This is a genomic window from Nonomuraea terrae (assembly GCF_004348995.1).
Classification (GTDB): Bacteria; Actinomycetota; Actinomycetes; order Streptosporangiales; family Streptosporangiaceae; genus Nonomuraea; species Nonomuraea terrae.
This window is the reverse complement of record NZ_SMKQ01000172.1, coordinates 1-19,502: the sequence shown is the minus strand read 5'-3', so window position 1 is coordinate 19,502 and position 19,502 is coordinate 1. Positions and strand designations below refer to the sequence as shown.

Genomic DNA, 19,502 nt, shown 5'->3' with positions numbered 1-19,502 from the left:
CCCCCGCCCAGTACGACACCACGCCCAGGCAGTGCGTGAGCAGCGCGTACGGCGAGTTGGCGCCGGGCAGCGGCCGGACGTTGGCCAGGTCGTCGCCGAGGCCCGCCACGATGCCGGCCATCCCGTCGAGGGCGCGGCCGGTGAAGTAGAGGTAGTCGTCGTCGGTGATCACATGGGGCTCCTTAGCGTGTAACCGGCTCAGCAGGTGTCGCCAAGCTTGCGGCATTCTCCTGTAACCGGTCAAGATGGTGTCGTGAACTTCGTCTTCGTCAGCGGGAACCTCGCCCTCGATTTCGCGGGCACGCTCAAATGGCGGCGCGGCGAGCCGGAAGAGCTCCTCGTCACCCCGGCCGACCTGGGGAGATGGGCGGTCGAGGCCGGGGTGACGACGCAGCAGCCGTCCGTGGGCGCCGGCGATCTGCGGCGGCTGCGCGCGCTGCGGGAGGCCGTCTACCGGCTCGTGACCTCCGCCATGGACGGCCGTCCCTGGCCGGACGACGACCTGCGCCTCGTCAACGCGGAAGCGGAAGGGGCGCCGCCCCTGATGTGCCTGACCCCGGCGGGGCTCGTCCGCTCGGGCGACGCGGGCGCCCTCGCCGCCGCCGTGGCGCGCTCCGCCGCCGAGCTGCTCGGCGAGATCTGTGAGAACGGCGGGTCGCGCGTACGGGAGTGCGCGAGGGAGGACTGCACGCGTGTCTTCGTCGACCGCTCCCGGGGCGGCAACCGCCAGTGGTGCGGCATGAAGGAATGCGGCAACCGCGTCAAAGTGGCCAACTACCGCTCCCGCAGGACGCGGACCGCCCAGCCGGAGGCGGTGGGCGGTCAGGCTCCGGCGGTCAACCGCTCCAGAACGTCCGGAAGGTGAGGCGGCTCCAGCAGGTCGGGCAGCGTCGCCAGCTCAGCGGGGGAGAACCAGCCGAAGCCCTGGTAGGCGCCCGACTCCTCCTCGGTCAGGGCGCTCGGCGTGACCTCCGGCCGGCCCGCGAACCGGGCCAGGTAGAACGGCTCGACCTTGACGTAGTGGGCGCCGAGCCAGGTGAAGTCCCGCTCGACCGGCACCCAGCGGTCGATCACCGCGTCGCCGGGCAGCCCGGTCTCCTCGGTCAGCTCCCGGCGGGCCGCCTCCAGCGGCGTCTCGCCGGGATCGATGCCGCCGCCCGGCGGCTCCCACACAACCTGACCGCTGACGGTGTCTTTCCAGCGCATCAGCAGCACGCGGCCGTCGCCGTCGAGGCACACCACGCGCGCCGCGGGCCTGTCTTCCGTCATGAGGCCTCCTCGCGTCAGCGAACCTGAAGGAGATCGTAAGCCCGCCCGCCCATCGTGAACGCATGACAGACCACACGAGCGGCTACGCCCCCGTCAACGGCATGCGGATGTACTACGAGGTGCACGGCAGCGGCGACCCGCTGGTCCTGCTGCACGGCAGCTTCTCGGCGATCGGCACCTCGTTCGGCGCGCTGCTGCCGCACCTGGCCGAGAGCCGGCGGGTCATCGCGCTGGAGTTCCAGGGACACGGTCGCACGGCCGACATCCACCGCCCGCTGTCGTCCGCGCTGCTCGCCGACGACGTCGCGGGCCTGCTGGAGCACCTCGGCATCCCGAGGGCTGACGTCTTCGGCTACAGCCTCGGCGCCGACGTCGCCTTCCACCTGGCGCTCAAGCGGCCGGAGCTCGTCCGCAAACTCGTCCTCGCCGCGTTCTCGTACGCCGCCCACGGGCTGCACCCCGGCCTGTCGGACGGGTTCGAGAACCTGCGGCCCGAGCATCTCGCCGGCTCGCCCTTCCACGAGGAGTACCTGCGCCTGGCGCCCCGGCCCGGCGACTTCGCCGAGCTGGTCGAGAAGGTGAGCGCCTTCGCGCGCGACGCGCGGGACTTCACGGCCGACGACGTGCGCTCGCTCGCCGCGCCCGCGCTGGTCGTCATCGGCGACTCCGACATCGTCCGGCCGGAGCACGCCGTGGAGACCTTCCGCCTGCTCGGCGGCGGTGTGGCCGGCGACCAGACGGGGCTGCCCGCCTCGCGGCTCGCCGTGCTGCCCGGCACCACCCACGTGACGCTCGTGCACCGCGCCGAGTGGCTCGCGCCGATGGTCGCCGATTTTCTGGGCTGAGCACGTTTCCGGGCACGCCGACGCCGCCCGGTGCGAGCCCGGGCGGCGTCGGCGTGGCGCGGCGGTCAGCCGGTCAGTCGGTGCCGGCCTCCATGGCGGCCTGGTCGAGCAGCGCCTCTTCCTCGGGGGCCTCGCCGCGGGAGGCGATGGCCTCGGCGCCGCCCTCCGGCATGTCGCCGATCAGCTCGGTCGCGGCCGTCTGCGGGGTGCCGAGCAGTGACGGGTGCGGGCTGCCCACCATGCCGAGCGCGGCGTACTGCTCCAGCTTGGCGCGGGAGTCGGCGATGTCGAGGTTGCGCATCGTCAGCTGGCCGATGCGGTCGACCGGCCCGAACGCCGAGTCTTCCGTACGCTCCATGGACAGCTTGTCGGGGTGGTAGCTGAACGCCGGCCCCGAGGTGTCGAGGATGGAGTAGTCGTCGCCGCGGCGCAGCCGCAGGGTCACCTCGCCGGTCACCGCCAGGCCGATCCAGCGCTGCAACGACTCGCGCAGCATCAGCGACTGCGGGTCGAGCCAGCGGCCCTCGTAGAGCAGCCGGCCCAGGCGGCGGCCCTCGATGTGGTAGGCGGCCAGGGTGTCCTCGTTGTGGATGGCGTTGACCAGCCGCTCGTACGCGGCGTGCAGCAGCGCCATGCCGGGCGCCTCGTAGATGCCGCGGCTCTTGGCCTCGATGACGCGGTTCTCGATCTGGTCGGACATGCCGAGGCCGTGCCGGCCGCCGATGGCGTTGGCCTCCAGCACCAGGTCGACCGGGGTCGGGAACTCCTTGCCGTTGATCGTCACCGGCCGGCCCTGCTCGAAGCGGATCGTGACGTCCTCGGCCGGGATCTCGATCGTCGGGTCCCAGAACTTCACGCCCATGATCGGGTCGACGGTCTCGATGCCGGCGTCGAGGTGCTCGAGCGCCTTGGCCTCGTGGGTGGCGCCCCAGATGTTGGCGTCGGTCGAGTAGGCCTTCTCTGTGCTGTCGCGGTAGGGCAGGCCGTGGGCGAGCAGCCACTCCGACATCTCCCTGCGCCCGCCCAGCTCGCTGACGAAGTCGGCGTCGAGCCACGGCTTGTAGATGCGCAGGGACGGGTTGGCGAGCAGGCCGTAGCGGTAGAACCGCTCGATGTCGTTGCCCTTGAAGGTGGAGCCGTCGCCCCAGATCTGCACGCCGTCCTCGAGCATGGCGCGCACGAGCAGGGTGCCCGTGACGGCGCGGCCGAGCGGCGTGGTGTTGAAGTAGGCGCGGCCGCCGGAGCGGATGTGGAACGCTCCGCAGGCCAGCGCCGCGAGCCCCTCCTCCACGAGCGCCGCCCGGCAGTCGACCAGGCGGGCCACCTCCGCGCCGTACGCGGTGGCGCGGCCGGGCACGGAGTCGATGTCGGGCTCGTCGTACTGGCCGATGTTGGCGGTGTAGGTGCAGGGCACTGCACCCTTCTCGCGCATCCACGCGACCGCAACCGAGGTGTCGAGGCCGCCGGAGAAGGCGATGCCGACACGTTCACCGACAGGAAGGGAATTCAGCACCTTGGACACGAGTAGAAGTATATACACACGAATGCATGATCATGCAACGCGGCCCGAGTAGATCGTTGGTCTTGGACGGGTTTGTGCGACCATGCTCCGATGGACGATCAGGAGCTCCAGGCCATCGAGGCCAACGTACGGCTCGCCGTCGAGCAGCTCGGGCCGCTGAGCGACGTGGACTTCGGCCTCAACGAGGAGTCCGTCGAATGGGTCGAGGGGTTCATCGAGCGCCGGCGTTGCCGGCCGGACTTCGATCCTGAGGGGGTCGACGGCCTGGTCGGGGTGCTGGGTTCGTTCCTGGGCGCGTGCCTGGTCGCCGCCACGGGCGGCGGTTGGCGCAGGACCGGCGACGGGTGGGGCGTGCTCCTTCCCGACGGCAGCACGGCGTTCCCGTTCGTGAAGGTGCGCAAGCAGCTGCGCGACGGCGTGGAGTCGGGCGAGTCGATCGCGAGCTTCTACCGCGTCGCCGTGCACTTCATCGCCGCGGGAAGACTGCGGGAGAACCCGGCCGCCGGGGACTGAGCGCTCAGCGGGCGCGCGGGCAGGGGGCGCGGCGGCTCAGGTGGTCTCGGGCTTGCGGCCGACGCCGGCGAGCACGCCGCCCTTGGCCAGGCCCGGCACCGGGTACGGGTCGTCGTTGCGCCACTCCTGCGCGGGTACGAGCCCCGGCTCCAGCAGCTCCAGCCCCGCGAAGTAGCCGCGCACGGTCTCCCTGTCGCGCCAGGCGACCGACCCCGTGACGGACCCGCGGTAGACGCCCTTGGCCTCGTCCATCCTGTCCGGCTCGCCGGCCTCGGGCTCGATGTAGCCGTGGGAGATCACCAAGTAGCCGCCGGGCGCCAGGGCGTCGCGCAGGGTCGAGACGACCGAGGTCGCCTCGTCGTCGTCCGGGAAGAAGTGGAAGACGGCGGCCACGACGATGGCCACCGGCCGGCTGAAGTCGAGGTGCGCGGCCGCCGTCTTGAGGATGGCGGCGGGGTCGTGCAGGTCGCCCTCGATCGCGACGGTGTCGCGGTTCTCGGCCAGCAGCGCCTGGGCGTGGACCAGTACGAGGGGGTCGTTGTCGGCGTACACGACCTTGGAGCCGGGCGCGACGCGCTGCGCCACCTGGTGCACGTTGTCCTGCGTGGGCAGGCCCGCGCCGATGTCGAGGAACCGCCGCACACCGGACTCGGCGATGTGCCGGACGGCCCTGATGAGGAAGCCGCGGTTGGCCGGCGCCACCTCGCGTACGTCCGTGCCGGTCTCGCGGGCGAGCTAGATGATCTTCTCGGCCGCTTCCCGGTCGGCGCGGAAGTTGTCCTTCCCGCCGAGGTAGTAGTCGTACATCCGGGCGACGCTGGGGATCGTCGGGTCGATGCCCTGAGGAGCCTGCTCGTCCGTCATATGCCCACCTTCCTCGTCCTGCCGATCATACGAGGAAATATCGGGATTATTGATCATTGACGGGCGGCGTCAGTCGTAGTGGAGGAAGACGGTGCTGAGGGAGTCGAGGCGCCGCCGGAACTCCATCGGCAACCCCGTCAGCGTCATGGTGGCGCCCGGCGTCTTCTCGACCCGCAGCTGCGCCATGACCAGGACGACGATCCCGCTGGAGTCCCAGCCCGTCATGCCGCTTAAGTCGAGCACGAGCCTGCGCTCGGGGGCGAGCGCCGTGCGCACGGCCGCCGCGACCTCCGCGGCCGACTCCTGGTCGAGCGGGCCGGACAGGCGCAGCGTGGTGCGGCCGTCCTCGTCGTAGCGGGCGAGCAGGAAGGGCGGCGGGCCGGGCAGCGGGAGCGAGAAGCCGACGGTGACGGTGGTGCCGCCGGGGCCCTGGACGGCGGTGTACCGGTCGCTGAGCGAGCGGGCGATCCACAGCCCGTGGCCCGGCTCGACCCGCCACGCCGGAGTGCCCTCGTCCGGCACCGGGGCGCCGGAGTCGATCACGTCGCACGAGACCGTGTCGCCGTCCGCCGTCATGATCACATGTCCGGCGCCGGAGCCGTGCAGGATCACGTTGGTGGCCAGCTCGTGGACGATGAGCACGAGGTCGGCGGCGCGGCCCTCGGACAGCCCGGCCCTGACCGCGTGCGCCTCCAGCGCGGCCCTCAGCGCGTAGAGGGAGCGGTGCTCGAACGGCTGGTCTAGAAGCACCGGCGTCCCAGAGGCGCGCTTGGTCTCCTGGCAAGGCGCCGGTGGCGGGTCATCGGTCATCGACGGTCACCAGGCTGATTCCGGGTGCGGTGCCGGCGCCGAGCAGGAGGAATCGCGAACTGATGGACGGGTTGCAGTGGAGGGTCACCGAACGGGGAGGGGACAGGCTACGAGCGGCATCCATGATCATGCGTGCGCAATACAGGTCGACGAACGACAGTTCGCCCATGGTAACCGTGATGTCGCCGTCGAGGCGGATGGCTTCGCTCAACGCCAGCCCCAGCGCGGCCTCGGCGCCGCGGTCGAGCTGCCCGGCCAGCCGGATGCCGGGTGGCGCGTACTGGCGGCAGATCCGCAGCAGCGCGTCGTGGTGGTAGGTGGCCGCCGCGACCGAGCGCGTGTGATAGCCCGAGACCGAGGCGAGCGTGACGGGGTCGAACCGGACGCGGTCGTACTGGCACAGCACCGCGGTGCTGGTGCCTGCGAGCGTGGCGGCGATCTTTTCCTCGAACGCCGGCAGCTGCTCGATGCCGGCCATCGGCTGTAACGCCCAGCTCATGTCGAGCGCCACCCGCAACCCCGGGTAACCCTCGCCGGACGTGTGCGCCATCTGGTCGCGGAACCAGCGCATGGCGCGCTCCACCGCGAACGCCTGCCCGTCCAGCAGGGCGCCCTGGCACGCCATGACGACCATCCGGCCCGCCGAGACGGTCTCACGCGGGGCGACGCCCCGCCGCGCCAGCTCCGCGAGCCTGCGCCGCGGCTCCTCGGCCAGCCAGACGACCCGCTGCCCCTCGGCCAGCCCGTCGCGGACGAACGCCGCGGTCAGGTCGAGCAACTCCTCGGGCTCTCCGAATGTGAGACAGGCGTGATCTCTGATGGTCAGATCCGTGATCTGCGTTTCCGCGCCGACCGTCACCCACGTCACCTTCCCGATCGCGGTCACCTCCCGGGCCCGCATGGCTGCGGACTCTACCGTAGCGATCAAGAGGCGCCCGCCCCTTGGAGTTCTTCCTACTGCCCAGCGGGCGGGCGGATAGGCGTGCGGGCCCTAACGCGGCAGGTACACGTGCCAGCGGCCCGGCCGCACGTCCCACAGCGGCCCCCTGCGCCAGCCGTGAAGGAACGCCGCCGGGATGCGCCGGCCTTGGTCCACGGCGACGACCTGCTTGCCGGCGGCCTGCGCGGCGCGCACCGCGGCAGGGACGGCGGTGTCGCGCGGCCAGCTCAGCACCATGTGCGACTGGCAGCCCGCCCGGTAGGCGATCATCACCGCGTGCTCGCCGTACACCAGGCAGGGCGGCCGCACGCCGAGAGCGCGCAGCGCCGCGGCGACCTCGGCGTCGGCGGCGCGCCGCTGCAGCCGCAGGGCGGCCACCTCACCGAGGGTGAGCCCCTGCAGCGCGAACTGGCCGAGCAGACCGGCCGCGACCAGGCCCGCGCCGGCCCGCCGCAGCCCGCGCCGCCGCGGCCCGGTCACCGCGAACACGGCGGTGTGCGCGACGGGCAGGGCCAGCAGCGCGTACGCGGGCAGCAGGAACCGCGGCGCCGCGTAGCCCACCAGGAAGACGTACGGCGCCGCCATGGCGAGACCGGCGGCGGCCGGCAGCAGGCACTCGGCCAGGCGATCGCGGCGGCGGGCGGCGTACAGGCCGAGCAGGACGAGGACGGGAATGGCGGCCCACCACAGCGCCCAGGACGGCACCACGGGGCCGCAGTCGGCCGGCGGACGGCACAGCAGCGGCCCGTCGAGCGCGCGGGCGTGCTCGACCAGAGTGACGTGCAGGCCGGTCTCGTTCGCCGCACCGGCGGCGTGCCAGCGGGCGGCCAGGCCGCCGAAGCGTAGGTACGCCTCGACGATCCAGTCCGCCCAGCCGGCAGCCAGGCCCGCCGCGAGGGCCGCCGCCACCCGGGGACGCCGCCACCCTGGCACGGCCAGGGCCGCGGCGAGCGCGAGGACGAGCCAGACGCTGTCCGGCGGGCGCAGCAGCGCCACGGCCGTCACGCTCACGGCGAGCCAGAGCAGCGGGCCCCGGCCGCCCTCCCGCACGCAGCGCAGGAAGCAGCCGGCGGCGGCCACCGAGCCGCAGGCCACCCAGAAGTTCGGCATCGCCTCGTTGCCGTAGAACAGCGCCGGCCACGTCGAGGCGAACAACGCGGCGGCGACCGGCACCACCGGCCCGGAACGCACCCGCAGCCACGTCCCGAACGACGCGTACAGCGCCAGAACGGACAGCAGGCACAGATAGGCGCGCAGCACCTCCGTCGAGGAGGTGAACAGCACCACCGGGGCGACGAGCAGGGTGATGCCGCGGGCGCGCGGCGCGATGAACTCCGTCTCCGGCACCCGCGGATCGACCTGGCTGACGTAGACGACCTCGTCCCAGCCCAGCCCCATCTGCGGGGTCACCACGGCGAGCTGGACGAGCCCGTAGCAGACCGCCACCACCAGCAGGAGCGCCCGCCACGGGTCGGCGGGCCGCCATGTGCGAATTGCTACCATCAGTCCCTTACTAACAGCGGCCCCGGGGACGGGACCGGCTGCGGCGGCGGGACCTGCCGGAACACAGGGACGTTCCTGACCTGCGCATTCCCGGCGGACAGGCGTGTCAGTCGTCCATGACGCCGTAGGAGACCGCGCGGAACAGGAACGACGCCCAGGACCGGTACGGCCGCCACGCCTCGGCCAGCTTCCGGTACGCCGACGGCGGCGCGTCCTCCGGCAGCCCGTACGCCTCGCGCAGCAGGGCGAACAGTCGCGGCTCGTCGCCGGGGAACGCGTCGGGCGCGCCCGCGCCGCGGATCAGGATGAGCCCCGCCGAGAACGGCCCCACGCCCGGCAGCGCGCGCAGCTGCGCCAGAGCCTCCTCGGGGGCGAGCGAGCGCAGATGCTCGGTGGTGAGCAGGCCGTCGAGCGCGGCCCTGGCCAGCCCGCGCAGCCACTCCTCCTTCTGCACGGGCAGGCCGAGCCCGCCCGCCTCCAGCAGGCTCACCGGCGGCGGGAAGGCGGTGTACGCGCGGTCGTCCAGGGTGACCGTGGCGCCGTACCGCTCGGCGATGCGCTGCTTGATCCGGGAGGCGATCAGCATCGAGGACCGCTGCACGATCACCGCCCAGCAGGCCGCCTCCCACGGGCTCCAGAAGCACACCGGCCGCAGCCCTGGACGGCGCCGCTGCAGGTCGCCGAGCACCGGGTCGGTCTGGCCGAGCTTGGCGAAGCCGGCGCCGTCGACGTCGAGGGAGAGGATGCGCGCCACCTCGGCGCGGATGCCTGGCCCGGGGGCGCGCGTCGTGGCGACCTCGACCCCGCCGGGAGCGGCCGTCACGCGCACGCCGACCGGCAGCCAGTCGCTCTCCGCGCAGTACGCGAAGCGCAGCGCCCGCCCGTCGGAGGGCAGCGCGCTGGTGGCCGGCCAGTCCTCGAGGAAGCGCAGCGAGGCGCCGAAGTCGAACGGCCCCTCGGCGGTGATCCTGAACCCGTGCGTGGTCATGGGCGTATGGTAAGCGGCCCGTTCAGCCGCGCAGGCGCGCGAGGTGGCCGGTGAGGTGGTCACGGGCGGCGGCCGCGGCGCGGGCCGCGTGCGCCTCGACGTCCTGCGGCGGGCGGGTGCCGTTGACCAGCAGCATGGCATAGCCGTGCGCCGCGGACACGTGGACGTAGACGAACTCCGCGACGTCGGCCCACGGGGTGCCGGCGGGCAGGGCGTCGGCGGCCAGCGCCATCAGCACGTCCATGAACCGGCGGCTCCGCTCGTGGACGGTCTCGCGGTAGGGGGCGCCGAAGTCGTGGGAGTAGATGAGGTCGATGCCGGCACGGTGGCCGAGGACATACCTGGCGTAGGCCCCGGCGGTGGCGGCGAGCCGCTCGACCGGATCGGGACCGGCCTGCTCGGCGGCGCGCGCGAGCACGCCGGTGAGGTCGGCGAGGATCGCCGCCGCGCACGCCGCCAGCAGCGCGTCGCGGTCGGCGAAGTGGCGGTACGGCGCCGCCGACGACACGCCCGCGCGGGCGGCGACCTTGGCCACCGAGAACCCGGCGACGCCCGTCTCGGCCAGCAGCGCGACGCCCTCGCGGACGAGCACGGCCGGCAGGTCGCCGTGGTGGTAGCCGCGCCGCGGCGTAGGTCTGCTCACAGGGAACGATTCTCCTCTCGGCGGGCGTAGAGTAGTCTCGTTGATGTAAGAGCCATCTAACATTGAGAGTAGCGAACATGCGCAAGAGAATCCTCGGACAGCAGGGGCTGACGGTGTCGGCGCTGGGCTACGGCGCGATGGGCATCTCCCTGGCCTACGGGCCGTCCGACGAGAAGGACGGCATCGCCGCCATCCGCCGCGCCCACGAGCTGGGCGTGACGTTCTTCGACACGGCCGAGCTCTACGGCCAGGGCGAGAACGAGCGGATCGTCGGCGCGGCGCTGGCCCCCGTCCGCGACGAGGTCGTCATCGCGACCAAGTTCGGCTTCGACTTCACCGGCACCCGCGAGGGCGGCGTCGACAGCCGTCCCGAGCACATCCGCGAGGTGGTCGACAACAGCCTGCGCTACCTGGGCGTGGACGTCATCGACGTCCTCTACCAGCACCGCGTCGATCCCTCCGTGCCGATCGAGGACGTCGCGGGCACGGTCAAGGAGTTCGTGGAGGCCGGGAAGGTGCGCTACTTCGGCCTGAGCGAGGCCGGCGCCAACACCATCCGGCGGGCGCACGCCGTGCAGCCCGTCTCGGTGCTGCAGACCGAGTACTCCCTGTTCGAGCGGGACGTGGAGGTGCTCCTCCCGGTGCTGCGCGAGCTCGGGATCGGGTTCGTGGCGTACTCGCCGCTCGGCCGCGGGTTCCTGACCGGCCAGGCCAAGCCGGGCGCCGACTACGACAAGACCGACATGCGCAGCTGGGACGCCCGCTTCCAGCCCGGCAACTACGAGAAGAACCTGGAGGCCACCGAGCGGCTGGCCGAGCTGGCCGCCGCCAAGGGAGCCACCGTGGCGCAGCTCGCCCTGGCGTGGCTGCTCGCCCAGGGCGACGACATCGTGCCGATCCCCGGCACCCGCAGCGTGCGGCGGCTGGAGGAGAACGTCGCGGCGGCCGACCTCACGCTCGACGCCTCCGACCTGGCGCGCATCGCCGAGATCCTGCCGCACGGCGGCTTCGGCGCCCGCTACCCGGAGGGCATGCTGCCGTCCTGGGAGTGACCCTTCACGAGGCGTGGAACAGCCGCGGGTCGTGCGGCGGCGGCGCCGGCAAGGGTTGTGAGGCGGATCACCCTGTGTGCATCGCCCGGTGCGGGAGGGGTAGGGGCTTCCACAGCCGGAAGAAACAGGGGGAACAGGGGGAACGGTCATGAGCCGCATCGCAGAGTGGCTGAAAAAAGCCGAGAACCTGGCCAGGGGGCACTCCAAGCACGCCGACCAGGTCCTGGATCGCGCCGAGCAGTACGCGAAGGAGCGGACGGGGCACAAGTACGACGAGCAGATCAGCAAGGGCGCGGACGCCGTGCAGCAGCGTTACGGCGGCGGCGGGGCCGAGCAACAGGCCGATCAGCAAGCCGGCGGGCAGCAGCCGTCGCAGCAGGAACAGCCTTCGCAGCAGGAGCGGGAGCGGCGCACGCCGCCGCAGGGCTGACGGAACGCGAACGGGCGTGGCGGAGTGCACCGCCACGCCCGCGTGTGTGTGAACGTCAGGAGCGCGCGTCGTCCATGACCTTGCGCGCGTCGCGTTCGAACGACGCCCTGGCCCCGAGCGTCACCAGGCCACCGATGACCATGGGGACCACCAGGATGTACATGCCGCCCACCAGCGAGCCGAGCTGGTCGGAGGCGATGCCGACGACCAGTGAGCCGAACGCGCCGCCGGCCGTGATGAGCAGCTGCAGGACGGCGAAGCCGAGGCCGCGGGCCGAGGCCGAGACGACGTCCGCCAGGCACGCCGTCATGTTGGGGATCGCGATCGACATCAGCGACGACGACAGCATGATCAGGCCCGTCAGGGCGCCGATCGAGTCCGTGGACAGCGCGCCGGCCAGGACGAGCGAGCCGGCGGTGATGCCGCTGCCGCCCGCCAGCAGCCGGCCGCCCTTGCGGGTGCCGTGCCACTTCCTGCCCAGCCACGAGCCGACCAGGGTGCCGGTCAGCGTGCCGACGATGGTGATCAGGCCGCTCAGCGAGCCGGCGGTGCCCACGCTGACGCCGTAGTCGCGGACCATGAGCGTCGGCATCCAGTAGAAGATGCCGGCCAGGCCCAGGGTGAGGAACGACAGGCCGATGCAGACGAAGACCAGCGTCGGGATCCGGATCACCTGGCCGAACTGCGACCAGAACGGCGGCTTGTCCTCCTTGACCTGCTGGGGCGCGGCCGGCTCGCCGCTGGCGACCAGCCGGTCCAGCTCGCCGCGGCGCGGCTCGCGCAGCATCCAGACGAGCAGGGCGGTGAGCACGCCCGGCACGACCATGACGAGGAACGCCGTACGCCACCCGAACGCCTCGGCCAGCACGCCGCCGAGCAGCGTGCCGACGCCGCCCAGGTACGTGGTGACGCGCGTGAGCCCGTACGCCTTGGCCCGGCTGGTCGGCGGGTAGTAGTCGGCGAGCAGGCTGCCCGAGGCCGGGTTGTCGATGTTCTCGGCCGCGGCGAGGACCACGCGCATCATGTAGAACATCGCGAAGCCGGTGGCCAGGCCGGAGCCCAGCGTGGCGATGGCCCACACGAAGACGACGACGGCGATGATGCGCGTACGGCTGAAGCGGTCCGCCAGGAACCCGGCGGGCAGAGCCACGATGGCCGCGGCGAGGGCGGCGGCCGTGGGGATGGAGCCGGCGGCGGTGTCGCTGAAACCCCACTCCGCCTGGATGAGGGGGAGCACTCCTGACAGCAGGTTGTGCTCGATGCGGTCGACCAGCCCGACGATGAAGAGCACGACCAGTGGTGCCCACCCGAATGGCGCGCGGGACTGCGCGTCGATGACGCCTGTGCGCGGCGAACCCAACCCGATCATGCCCACCCTTTCGCTTGCCGAAAATCTAGAATTGCGTTCTAGGGCATTGTTCTAGACAGAGTGGCAGAAGTCACAGGGTTCGTAAATGGGTGATTACTGAGAAATTTCGAGACTCGCCCGCTCCGGTACGGTGGCCCCATGGTCAACGGGGCACTGCTCGTCGCGGGCACCACGTCGGACGCGGGCAAGAGCGTCGTCACCGCCGGAATCTGCCGCTGGCTGGCCCGCCAGGGTGTCCGCGTCGCGCCGTTCAAGGCGCAGAACATGTCGCTCAACTCGTACGTCACCGCCGACGGCGCCGAGATCGGCCGGGCGCAGGTCGTGCAGGCGCAGGCGGCGGGCCTCGAACCGGTCGCCGACATGAACCCCGTCCTGCTCAAGCCCGGCAGCGACCGCCGCAGCCAGGTCGTGCTCATGGGCCGCCCGGTCGCCGACGTGGACGCCATGGAGTACGGCGCGCTGAAGGACCTGCTGCGCACGACGGCCTTGGAAGCGCTCGGCCGGCTCAGGAAGCAGTACGACGTGGTGGTGTGCGAGGGCGCGGGCAGCCCCGCCGAGATCAACCTGCGCCGCGGCGACATCGCCAACATGGGCCTGGCCAGGGCCGCGGACCTGCCGGTGATCGTGGTCGGCGACATCGACAGGGGAGGGGTGTTCGCCGCGTTCTACGGCACGGTCGGCCTGCTCGACGCCGCCGACCAGGCCCACGTCGCCGGGTTCGTGGTCAACAAGTTCCGCGGCGCGAAGGAGTTGCTGGAGCCCGGCCTCGACATGCTCAGGCGGCTGACCGGCCGCGAGGTGTACGGCGTGCTGCCCTGGCTCGACGGGCTCTGGATGGACGTCGAGGACTCCCTCGCCCTCGACACCCGCCGGGTCGTCGCCGGTCCGCCGCACGGCCCGCAGACCCTGCGGGTGGCGGTCGTCCGGCTGCCCAGGATCTCGAACTTCACCGACGTCGACGCGCTCGCCGCCGAGCCGGGGGTGGTCGTCCGGTTCGTCACCGGCCCGGCGGAGCTGGAGGACGCCGACCTGGTCGTGCTGCCCGGCTCCCGCGCCACGGTCACGGACCTGGCCTGGCTGCGCGAGACCGGCCTCGCGGCGGCGATCCGCGCCCGCGGCGGGCCCGTTCTCGGGATCTGCGGCGGGTTCCAGATGCTCGGGCGGGAGATCGTCGACGAGGTCGAGTCGGGGGCCGGGCGCGTCGAAGGGCTCGGCATGCTGCCCGTCCAAGTCACGTTCGGACGCGAGAAGCACCTGGCCAGACCCGAGGGCAGCGCGTACGGGGAGCCGGTGCGGGCGTACGAGATCCACCACGGGGTGGCGACGGTGGAGAGCGGGGAGCCGTTCCTCGACGGCTGCCGGGTGGGCGACGTCTGGGGCACCACCTGGCACGGCGCCCTGGAGAACGACGGCTTCCGGCGCGCGTTCCTGACCGACGTGGCCGAGCGGGCAGGGCGGGCGTTCGTCCCCGCGCCAGGCACGGACTTCGCCCGGCTCCGGGAGGAACGGCTGGACGCCCTCGGCGACCTGGTCGAACGGCACCTCGACACGGAGGCCCTGCTCCGCCTCATCGAGCACGGCCCGCCGGAACTGCCGGTGCTGCCGCCGGGCGCGCCGTCCTGACGGGCCCCCGCCGGGCCGGGCGGGCGGGGGGAGCGGCCGTGGTCAGAACAGCTTGGTGGTCACCTTGCCGGGATCCGGGGCCTTGATCGACACCTTCGCGCCCCACTTGGTGTAGCGGCTGTCGACCGTGATGACGGTGCTCTCCCCGTCCTCGGTCACGGTCCCACGTGCTGCGCACCTCGCTCACCAGGCCGGCCGGGGTCAGCGTGAGGGTGTAGGAGACCCGCACGCCGTCGTCCTCGCCGCGGATCCTCGCGACCCAGGACGACGCCTTCTTGAGCTCTCCCACGGTGATCGTGCCGGTGACGGTGCCCTTGGCCGACCTGCCCTTCTTGATCAGCGCGGCCAGGGTCTTCGGCTCCGCCGGATGATGATCTGCGCACCGCCGCCGGCGGTCTGGTACCAGGGCTTGTCCTCGGACAGGACCTGCTTCAGCACGCCGCCGGAGCGGTAACCCGTCGTGCCGACGGAGATGAACCGCTCAGGCCCGTAGTCGCCCTCCATCGTGAGGTCGAAGCCCCGACAAGCCCTTCTTGCCGAACTGGAAGACGCCCCTGTCGCTCCCTGCCTCCCGGGAGTCGGTGCCGTCCGACCAGGTCACCTTGTCCGTGAAGCGCACGCCGTGCCCGGGCGTCAGCTTCGACTGCAGAGCGCGGACCGGGTCGGCGGCGCCGCCTGAGCGGGCGCCGCGCTCACCGTGAGCGCGGCGAAGGCGGCCGGCATCGTCATGATCTTCTTCATGGACGTGATCGTAGGGGCGCACCGTTTGCCGTGTCCCGGAAGTGAGAACGCGGGCAGGCTGCCGGATTCCTCCAGTGACGGGGAGGCGCCGGCGGCGGGACGATGCCGCCATGACAGCAGTGGTGCAGGCCGAAGGGCTGACCAAGTATTACGGCAGGCGCCGGGGCCTTGAGGACCTCACGCTCGACATCCAGCCGGGCGAGATCTTCGGCTACCTCGGCCCGAACGGCGCCGGCAAGACCACCACACTCCGGTTGCTGCTCGACGTGATCAGGCCCACCCGGGGGCTCGTCCGCGTCCTGGGCGGCGACCCGCGCGAGCCCGGCGTGCGCTCCCGGATCGGCTACCTGCCGGGCGAACTGGCGCTGGAGGGGCGCGAACGGGCCGGGGAGTACCTGCGTTTCCTCGGCCGCATCCGCGGCGGCGTGCCCGCCTCCCGTATCGACGAGCTGGCCGAGCGGTTCGAGGCGGACCTGTCGGTGCAGATGCGCAAGCTCTCCAAGGGCAACAAGCAGAAGATCGGGCTGATCCAGGCGTTCATGCACGAGCCGGAGTTCCTCATCCTGGACGAGCCGACCGGCGGGCTCGACCCGCTGGTGCAGCAGGAGTTCCTGGCGCTGCTGCGCGAGGTGCGCAAGTCCGGCCGTACCGTGCTCATGTCCTCCCACGTGCTCGCCGAGGTCGAGAACGTCTCCGACCGCGTCGGCATCGTCCGCGACGGCCGCCTGGTGGCCGTCGAGGACGTGGCGGCGCTGCGCGAGAAGGCGGTGCGCCGGATCGAGCTGCACTTCGACGCACCCGTGCCGGCCGCGGACTTCCAGGGCCTGCCCGGCGTGCGCGACCTGCGCGTGGAGGGCGCCGGCGTGCGGTGCACGATCGACGGCCGCCCGGACGCGCTCATCAAGGCGGCGGCACGCCACACCGTGGTGCACATCGTGAGCGCGGAGCCGGACCTGGAGGAGATCTTCCTGACCTACTACAGCGACGAGGAGCAGCACAGTGCTCGCCAAGAGTCTGCGTGACAACCGCCGGGCGCTGGCCTGGTGGACCATCGGCATCTCCGCGTTCATGGCGGTCTACCTGAGCGTGTTCGCCACCGTCCGACAGGAGCCCGAGACGTACGGCACCATGGCGATGAACAAGTTCCCCGGACCGCTCAGAGACCTCATGGGCGGGCTGACGGACTTCGTGTCCGGCGCCGGCTACCTGCAGTCGGTCGTCTACCAGCTCTTCGTGCCGATGCTCTTCATCGTGTGCGCCACGCTGCTGGCCAACCGGGCGATCGCGCAGCCGGAGGAGTCGGGCACGCTGGAGCTCGTCGTCACGCTGCCGGTGGACCGGCGGCGGCTGGTGCTGGAGCGGTTCGCGGCGCTGGCGCTGGCGCTGCTCGCGGTGGCCGTCGTGACGCTGGCCGTGGCCTGGACGATCAGCGTGGCCGTCGACATGGGGGTGCCGTTCGACCGGATCCTTGCCGCGCACACCGGGGTGTACCTGCTCGGTCTGCTGTTCGGCACCGTGGCGCTGACCGTCGGCGCCGCCACCGGACGCAAGATGGTCGCCTCCGCCGTCGTCGGCGTCTGGGTCGTGGCCGGCTACGTGGTCGTCACCATCGGCCGCAGCGTCGACGCCATCGCGTGGCTGAAGTGGGTCTCCCCGTTCCACTACTACGCCGACGGCAGGCCGCTGTACGAGGGGCTGCCCGTCGGGGACTACCTTGTCCTGCTGGGGGCGACGGCCGTGCTCGCGCTCACCGCGGTGCTCGCCTTCGACAGGCGTGACGTAGGAGTCTGATGGCGATCTCCGATGTGCCCTCCGACCTGCTCGGGGGGCATCGGCAGGTGCTGGCCGGTTGCGCCGCGACCGGCCGCTTACCGGACCGCGCGACGGTGGAGGCCTACCGTACGGCCGGCACCCGCGCCGCCGAGCTGGGCGTCCCGCTGCGGGCCCTGGTCGACGCGGCCCTCGCCGCCGGGGAGGGCCTGCCGTCCGTGCTCCCGGCGCTGCGCAGGCTCGTCTCCGCGCTGATGGACGGCTACGAGCGGGCCCAGCTCGCCGCCATCCGCCAGGAGGAGAGCGCCCGCAGGGAGTTCGTGGACGACCTGCTGCAGGGCCGGGCCGAACGCCTCGCCGAGCGGGCCGAGCACTTCGGGCTGCGCCTGGCCGAGTCGTACGTGGTGGCCGTGGCGCGGGGGTTGCGCGACGGCGAGCAGGACCGGATCGAGCGGGATCTGATCGCCCGGTTCGGCTCCCACAACGTCCTGGTCGCCGTACGCGACCGGCTGCTGGTGTGCGTCGCCCCCGCGACGTTGTCCGCCGCCGTGGGGGAGTTCACCCATCACGTACGCGCCCGCTTCGCGCCCGGCTGGCGGGTCGGCGTGGGGCGGGCGCATAGGGGGCCGGGCGGCGTGGTGGCCTCCTACCGGGAGGCGGCGCAGGCCCTGGAGCTGGCCGACGGGCTCGGGCTCACGCTTGACGTGGTCAAGGCCGCCGACCTGCTCGTCTTCCCCGTGCTGCTGCGGGACAGAGGCGCCATCGAAGACCTGGTGACCAGCGTGCTGAACCCGTTGCTCGGCGCCCGCGGCGGGCACGAGCCGCTGCTGGAGACCCTGGAGGCCATCTTCGCCTCGCACGGCAACCAGACGGCCGCGGCCCGGCGGCTGGGGCTGAGCGTGCGGGCGGTGACGTACCGGCTGGAACGGATCCGGCGCCTGACCGGCTTCTCCCCGGACGACCCGACGCAGCGCTTCACCCTGGAGACCGCCGTCCTCGGCGCCCGCCTGCTGGGCTGGCCCAAGGGCTTCACGTCTCACTGACGGCGAGGCGGACGCCGAAGCCCACGATCACCACGCCCGTGAGCCGGTCGAGGAACCGCCGCACGCGCGGCGAGCGCAGGAACCCGCTCATCCACGACGCGAACAGGATCAGCAGCGCGCTCCACAGCACCCCCTCGGCCGCGTGCACCCCCGCCAGCGCCAGCCCCATCAGCGCGTGCGGCGCCCCCTCGGGGATGAACTGCGGCAACATCGCCACATAGAACGCCCCCACCTTGGGATTGAGCAGGTTCGTCAGCAGCCCGCGCCGCAGCCCCGCGCCGAAGCGCAGTTCCTCGTGCTCCGGCTCGTCGTGGCCGGGCCGGGGCCGTACGGCCAGCATGCGCAGCCCCATCCACACCAGGTACGCCGCCCCCGCCCAGCGCAGCACGTCGTACGCCGTCGCGGAGGCGGCCAGCAACGCCGACAGGCCGGCCGCGGTGAGCAGGCCCCAGGTGAGCGTGCCGAGCTGGATGCCCAGCGTCACTCCCCAGGCCGGACGCCGGCCGGCCAGCAGCGACGTCCGCAGGACCAGGGCCGTGTCGAGGCCGGGCGTCACCGTCAGCAGCGCCACCACGGCGGCGAACGACCACATTGATCCTGCTACGTCCATGGACGTCAGGGTATGAGGAGGAGTTTCCCTGTCGTCCGGCGGCCCGCCAGGTCTTCGTGCGCCCGCCGCGCCTCGGCCAGCGGGTAGCGGTGGGAGACGGAGATCCGCAGCCGGCCCGCGGCGATCCAGCCGAACAGGTCGGAGGCCCGCCAGAGCAGCTCCTCGCGGTCGGCGATGTGGTGGATCAGCGTGGGCCTGGTCAGGAAGAGCGAGCCCTGCCGGTTGAGGATCTGCGGGTCCACCGGCGGGACGGGGCCGCTGGCGGCGCCGTACAGGGCCATGAGGCCGCGCGGGCGCAGCACCTCCAGACCGCCGTCGAACGTGGTCTTGCCGACGCCGTCGTACACCACGTCGATCGAGCGGCGCAGCGGCTCGACGAAGTCGTCGTAACGCAGCACCTCGTCGGCGCCGGCCTCACGGGCGAGCTTCTCCTTCTCGCTCGTGGAGACCGTGGTGTACACCTTGGCGCCCTTGAGCTTGGCGAGCTGGATGAGCAGCTGGCCCATGCCGCCGGCGCCGGCGTGGATCAGCACCCGGTCGCCCTCGCGTACCTCGTGGGTGGAGTGGGTGAGGTAGTGGGCGGTCATGCCCTGCAGCATCGCCGCCGCCGCCACCTCGGCGGACACGCCCTCCGGCACCGGCACCACCCGATCGGCGGGCGCCACCGCCTTCTCGGCGTAACTGCCGATCACGTTGGCCCACGCGACGGTGTCGCCCACGGCGACGCCCTCGACCCCGGGACCGACGGCGGACACCGTCCCCGCGCCCTCGGACCCGATGGAGGAGGGCAGGTCGAGCGCGTACGCGCCGGAGCGATGGTAGATGTCGATGAAGTTCACCCCGCTGGCGGCGACGTCGATCACGACCTCCCCGTCCCCCGGCACCGGATCGGGACGCTCAACGTATTCAAGAACCTCTGGCCCGCCCTGGGCGGAAAGAATGATGGCACGCATACCTACAGTCAACC

At 72.2% G+C, this 19,502-nt stretch carries 20 protein-coding genes and 1 pseudogene; 9 read left to right on the top strand and 12 right to left on the bottom strand.

Translation table 11 applies throughout. From position 1 onward, the window contains the following. The first annotated feature begins 253 nt into the window (after positions 1 to 253). Positions 254 to 865 carry a CGNR zinc finger domain-containing protein gene (locus E1286_RS35810; RefSeq protein ID WP_132619779.1) on the top strand — a complete coding sequence of 204 codons (612 nt, stop codon included), beginning with the start codon at positions 254 to 256 and terminating at the stop codon, positions 863 to 865. Here E1286_RS35810 and E1286_RS35805 read toward each other — a convergent pair. Next, a complete protein-coding gene (locus E1286_RS35805; RefSeq protein WP_132619777.1) occupies positions 823 to 1,269 on the bottom strand; it encodes an NUDIX hydrolase in 447 nt (148 codons plus the stop codon). The genes E1286_RS35810 and E1286_RS35805 overlap by 43 nt on opposite strands. A 62-nt stretch (positions 1,270 to 1,331) precedes the next feature. On the opposite strand from E1286_RS35805, the gene E1286_RS35800 reads away from it, so the two are divergent. After that, entirely contained in the window at positions 1,332 to 2,114 is a 783-nt protein-coding gene (locus E1286_RS35800; protein WP_223190756.1) for an alpha/beta fold hydrolase, read from the top strand. 73 nt (positions 2,115 to 2,187) lie between these two features. Here the strand turns inward: E1286_RS35800 and argG are convergent, their stop codons facing one another. Further along, positions 2,188 to 3,636 (bottom strand): argininosuccinate synthase, encoded by a 1,449-nt coding sequence (gene argG / locus E1286_RS35795; protein WP_132619775.1) that lies wholly within the window; start codon positions 3,634 to 3,636, stop codon positions 2,188 to 2,190. Between the two features lie 90 nt (positions 3,637 to 3,726). Here argG and E1286_RS35790 point away from each other — a divergent pair, with 90 nt between their 5' ends. Continuing rightward, a complete protein-coding gene (locus tag E1286_RS35790; protein ID WP_132619773.1) occupies positions 3,727 to 4,149 on the top strand; it encodes a hypothetical protein in 423 nt (140 codons plus the stop codon). Between the two features lie 36 nt (positions 4,150 to 4,185). Here the strand turns inward: E1286_RS35790 and E1286_RS35785 are convergent. The 6 genes and pseudogenes from E1286_RS35785 to E1286_RS35760 all read right to left on the bottom strand — a co-directional run bounded on the left by E1286_RS35785 (position 4,186) and on the right by E1286_RS35760 (position 9,897). Beyond that, positions 4,186 to 5,013: pseudogene (locus tag E1286_RS35785) on the bottom strand (SAM-dependent methyltransferase). Positions 5,014 to 5,082: 69 nt separating this feature from the next. Further along, a complete protein-coding gene (locus tag E1286_RS35780; protein ID WP_165970070.1) occupies positions 5,083 to 5,763 on the bottom strand; it encodes an ATP-binding protein in 681 nt (226 codons plus the stop codon). 49 nt (positions 5,764 to 5,812) lie between these two features. Beyond that, complete coding sequence (locus E1286_RS35775; protein WP_132619769.1) at positions 5,813 to 6,724, bottom strand: MEDS domain-containing protein; 912 nt, start codon at positions 6,722 to 6,724, stop codon at positions 5,813 to 5,815. 90 nt (positions 6,725 to 6,814) lie between these two features. Further along, positions 6,815 to 8,266, bottom strand: a complete 1,452-nt coding sequence (locus E1286_RS35770) for a hypothetical protein (RefSeq protein WP_132619767.1) — start codon at positions 8,264 to 8,266, stop codon at positions 6,815 to 6,817. A 106-nt stretch (positions 8,267 to 8,372) separates the two neighbouring features. Next, on the bottom strand, positions 8,373 to 9,254 hold the full coding sequence (locus E1286_RS35765; RefSeq protein WP_132619765.1) for a DNA-3-methyladenine glycosylase family protein: 882 nt from the start codon (positions 9,252 to 9,254) through the stop codon (positions 8,373 to 8,375). 22 nt (positions 9,255 to 9,276) lie between these two features. Beyond that, positions 9,277 to 9,897: a TetR/AcrR family transcriptional regulator gene (locus tag E1286_RS35760; RefSeq protein WP_165970069.1), complete on the bottom strand. Its 621-nt coding sequence runs from the start codon at positions 9,895 to 9,897 to the stop codon at positions 9,277 to 9,279. A 77-nt stretch (positions 9,898 to 9,974) separates the two neighbouring features. On the opposite strand from E1286_RS35760, the gene E1286_RS35755 reads away from it, so the two are divergent. Continuing rightward, complete coding sequence (locus E1286_RS35755) at positions 9,975 to 10,949, top strand: aldo/keto reductase (protein WP_132619761.1); 975 nt, start codon at positions 9,975 to 9,977, stop codon at positions 10,947 to 10,949. Between the two features lie 148 nt (positions 10,950 to 11,097). Further along, entirely contained in the window at positions 11,098 to 11,379 is a 282-nt protein-coding gene (locus tag E1286_RS35750; protein ID WP_132619759.1) for an antitoxin, read from the top strand. Between the two features lie 55 nt (positions 11,380 to 11,434). Here the strand turns inward: E1286_RS35750 and E1286_RS35745 are convergent, their stop codons facing one another. Next, on the bottom strand, positions 11,435 to 12,748 hold the full coding sequence (locus E1286_RS35745) for an MFS transporter (protein ID WP_132619757.1): 1,314 nt from the start codon (positions 12,746 to 12,748) through the stop codon (positions 11,435 to 11,437). A 138-nt stretch (positions 12,749 to 12,886) separates the two neighbouring features. Here E1286_RS35745 and E1286_RS35740 point away from each other — a divergent pair, with 138 nt between their 5' ends. Then, complete coding sequence (locus E1286_RS35740) at positions 12,887 to 14,371, top strand: cobyric acid synthase (protein ID WP_132619755.1); 1,485 nt, start codon at positions 12,887 to 12,889, stop codon at positions 14,369 to 14,371. A 336-nt stretch (positions 14,372 to 14,707) separates the two neighbouring features. Here E1286_RS35740 and E1286_RS48360 read toward each other — a convergent pair whose 3' ends face one another. Then, positions 14,708 to 14,875 (bottom strand): hypothetical protein, encoded by a 168-nt coding sequence (locus E1286_RS48360; protein ID WP_165970068.1) that lies wholly within the window; start codon positions 14,873 to 14,875, stop codon positions 14,708 to 14,710. A gap of 347 nt (positions 14,876 to 15,222) precedes the next feature. Here E1286_RS48360 and E1286_RS35735 point away from each other — a divergent pair, with 347 nt between their 5' ends. Genes E1286_RS35735 through E1286_RS35725 form a run of 3 tightly spaced genes read left to right on the top strand, consistent with a single transcriptional unit; the run spans position 15,223 to position 17,925 of the window. Further along, the gene (locus tag E1286_RS35735; RefSeq protein ID WP_132619753.1) at positions 15,223 to 16,134 is read left to right on the top strand and encodes an ABC transporter ATP-binding protein; all 912 of its coding nucleotides are present in this window, start codon (positions 15,223 to 15,225) and stop codon (positions 16,132 to 16,134) included. Beyond that, positions 16,112 to 16,903 carry an ABC transporter permease subunit gene (locus tag E1286_RS35730; RefSeq protein WP_132619751.1) on the top strand — a complete coding sequence of 264 codons (792 nt, stop codon included), beginning with the start codon at positions 16,112 to 16,114 and terminating at the stop codon, positions 16,901 to 16,903. The genes E1286_RS35735 and E1286_RS35730 overlap by 23 nt, the downstream gene beginning before the upstream one ends. Continuing rightward, positions 16,903 to 17,925 carry a PucR family transcriptional regulator gene (locus E1286_RS35725; RefSeq protein WP_132619749.1) on the top strand — a complete coding sequence of 341 codons (1,023 nt, stop codon included), beginning with the start codon at positions 16,903 to 16,905 and terminating at the stop codon, positions 17,923 to 17,925. The genes E1286_RS35730 and E1286_RS35725 overlap by 1 nt, the downstream gene beginning before the upstream one ends. Here E1286_RS35725 and E1286_RS35720 read toward each other — a convergent pair. Beyond that, positions 17,912 to 18,535 (bottom strand): LysE family translocator, encoded by a 624-nt coding sequence (locus tag E1286_RS35720; protein ID WP_132619747.1) that lies wholly within the window; start codon positions 18,533 to 18,535, stop codon positions 17,912 to 17,914. The two genes, E1286_RS35725 and E1286_RS35720, sit on opposite strands and share 14 nt — an antisense overlap. A 5-nt stretch (positions 18,536 to 18,540) precedes the next feature. Continuing rightward, positions 18,541 to 19,488, bottom strand: coding sequence for a quinone oxidoreductase family protein (locus E1286_RS35715; protein WP_132619745.1), 948 nt, complete (start codon positions 19,486 to 19,488; stop codon positions 18,541 to 18,543). Positions 19,489 to 19,502: the final 14 nt, after the last annotated feature.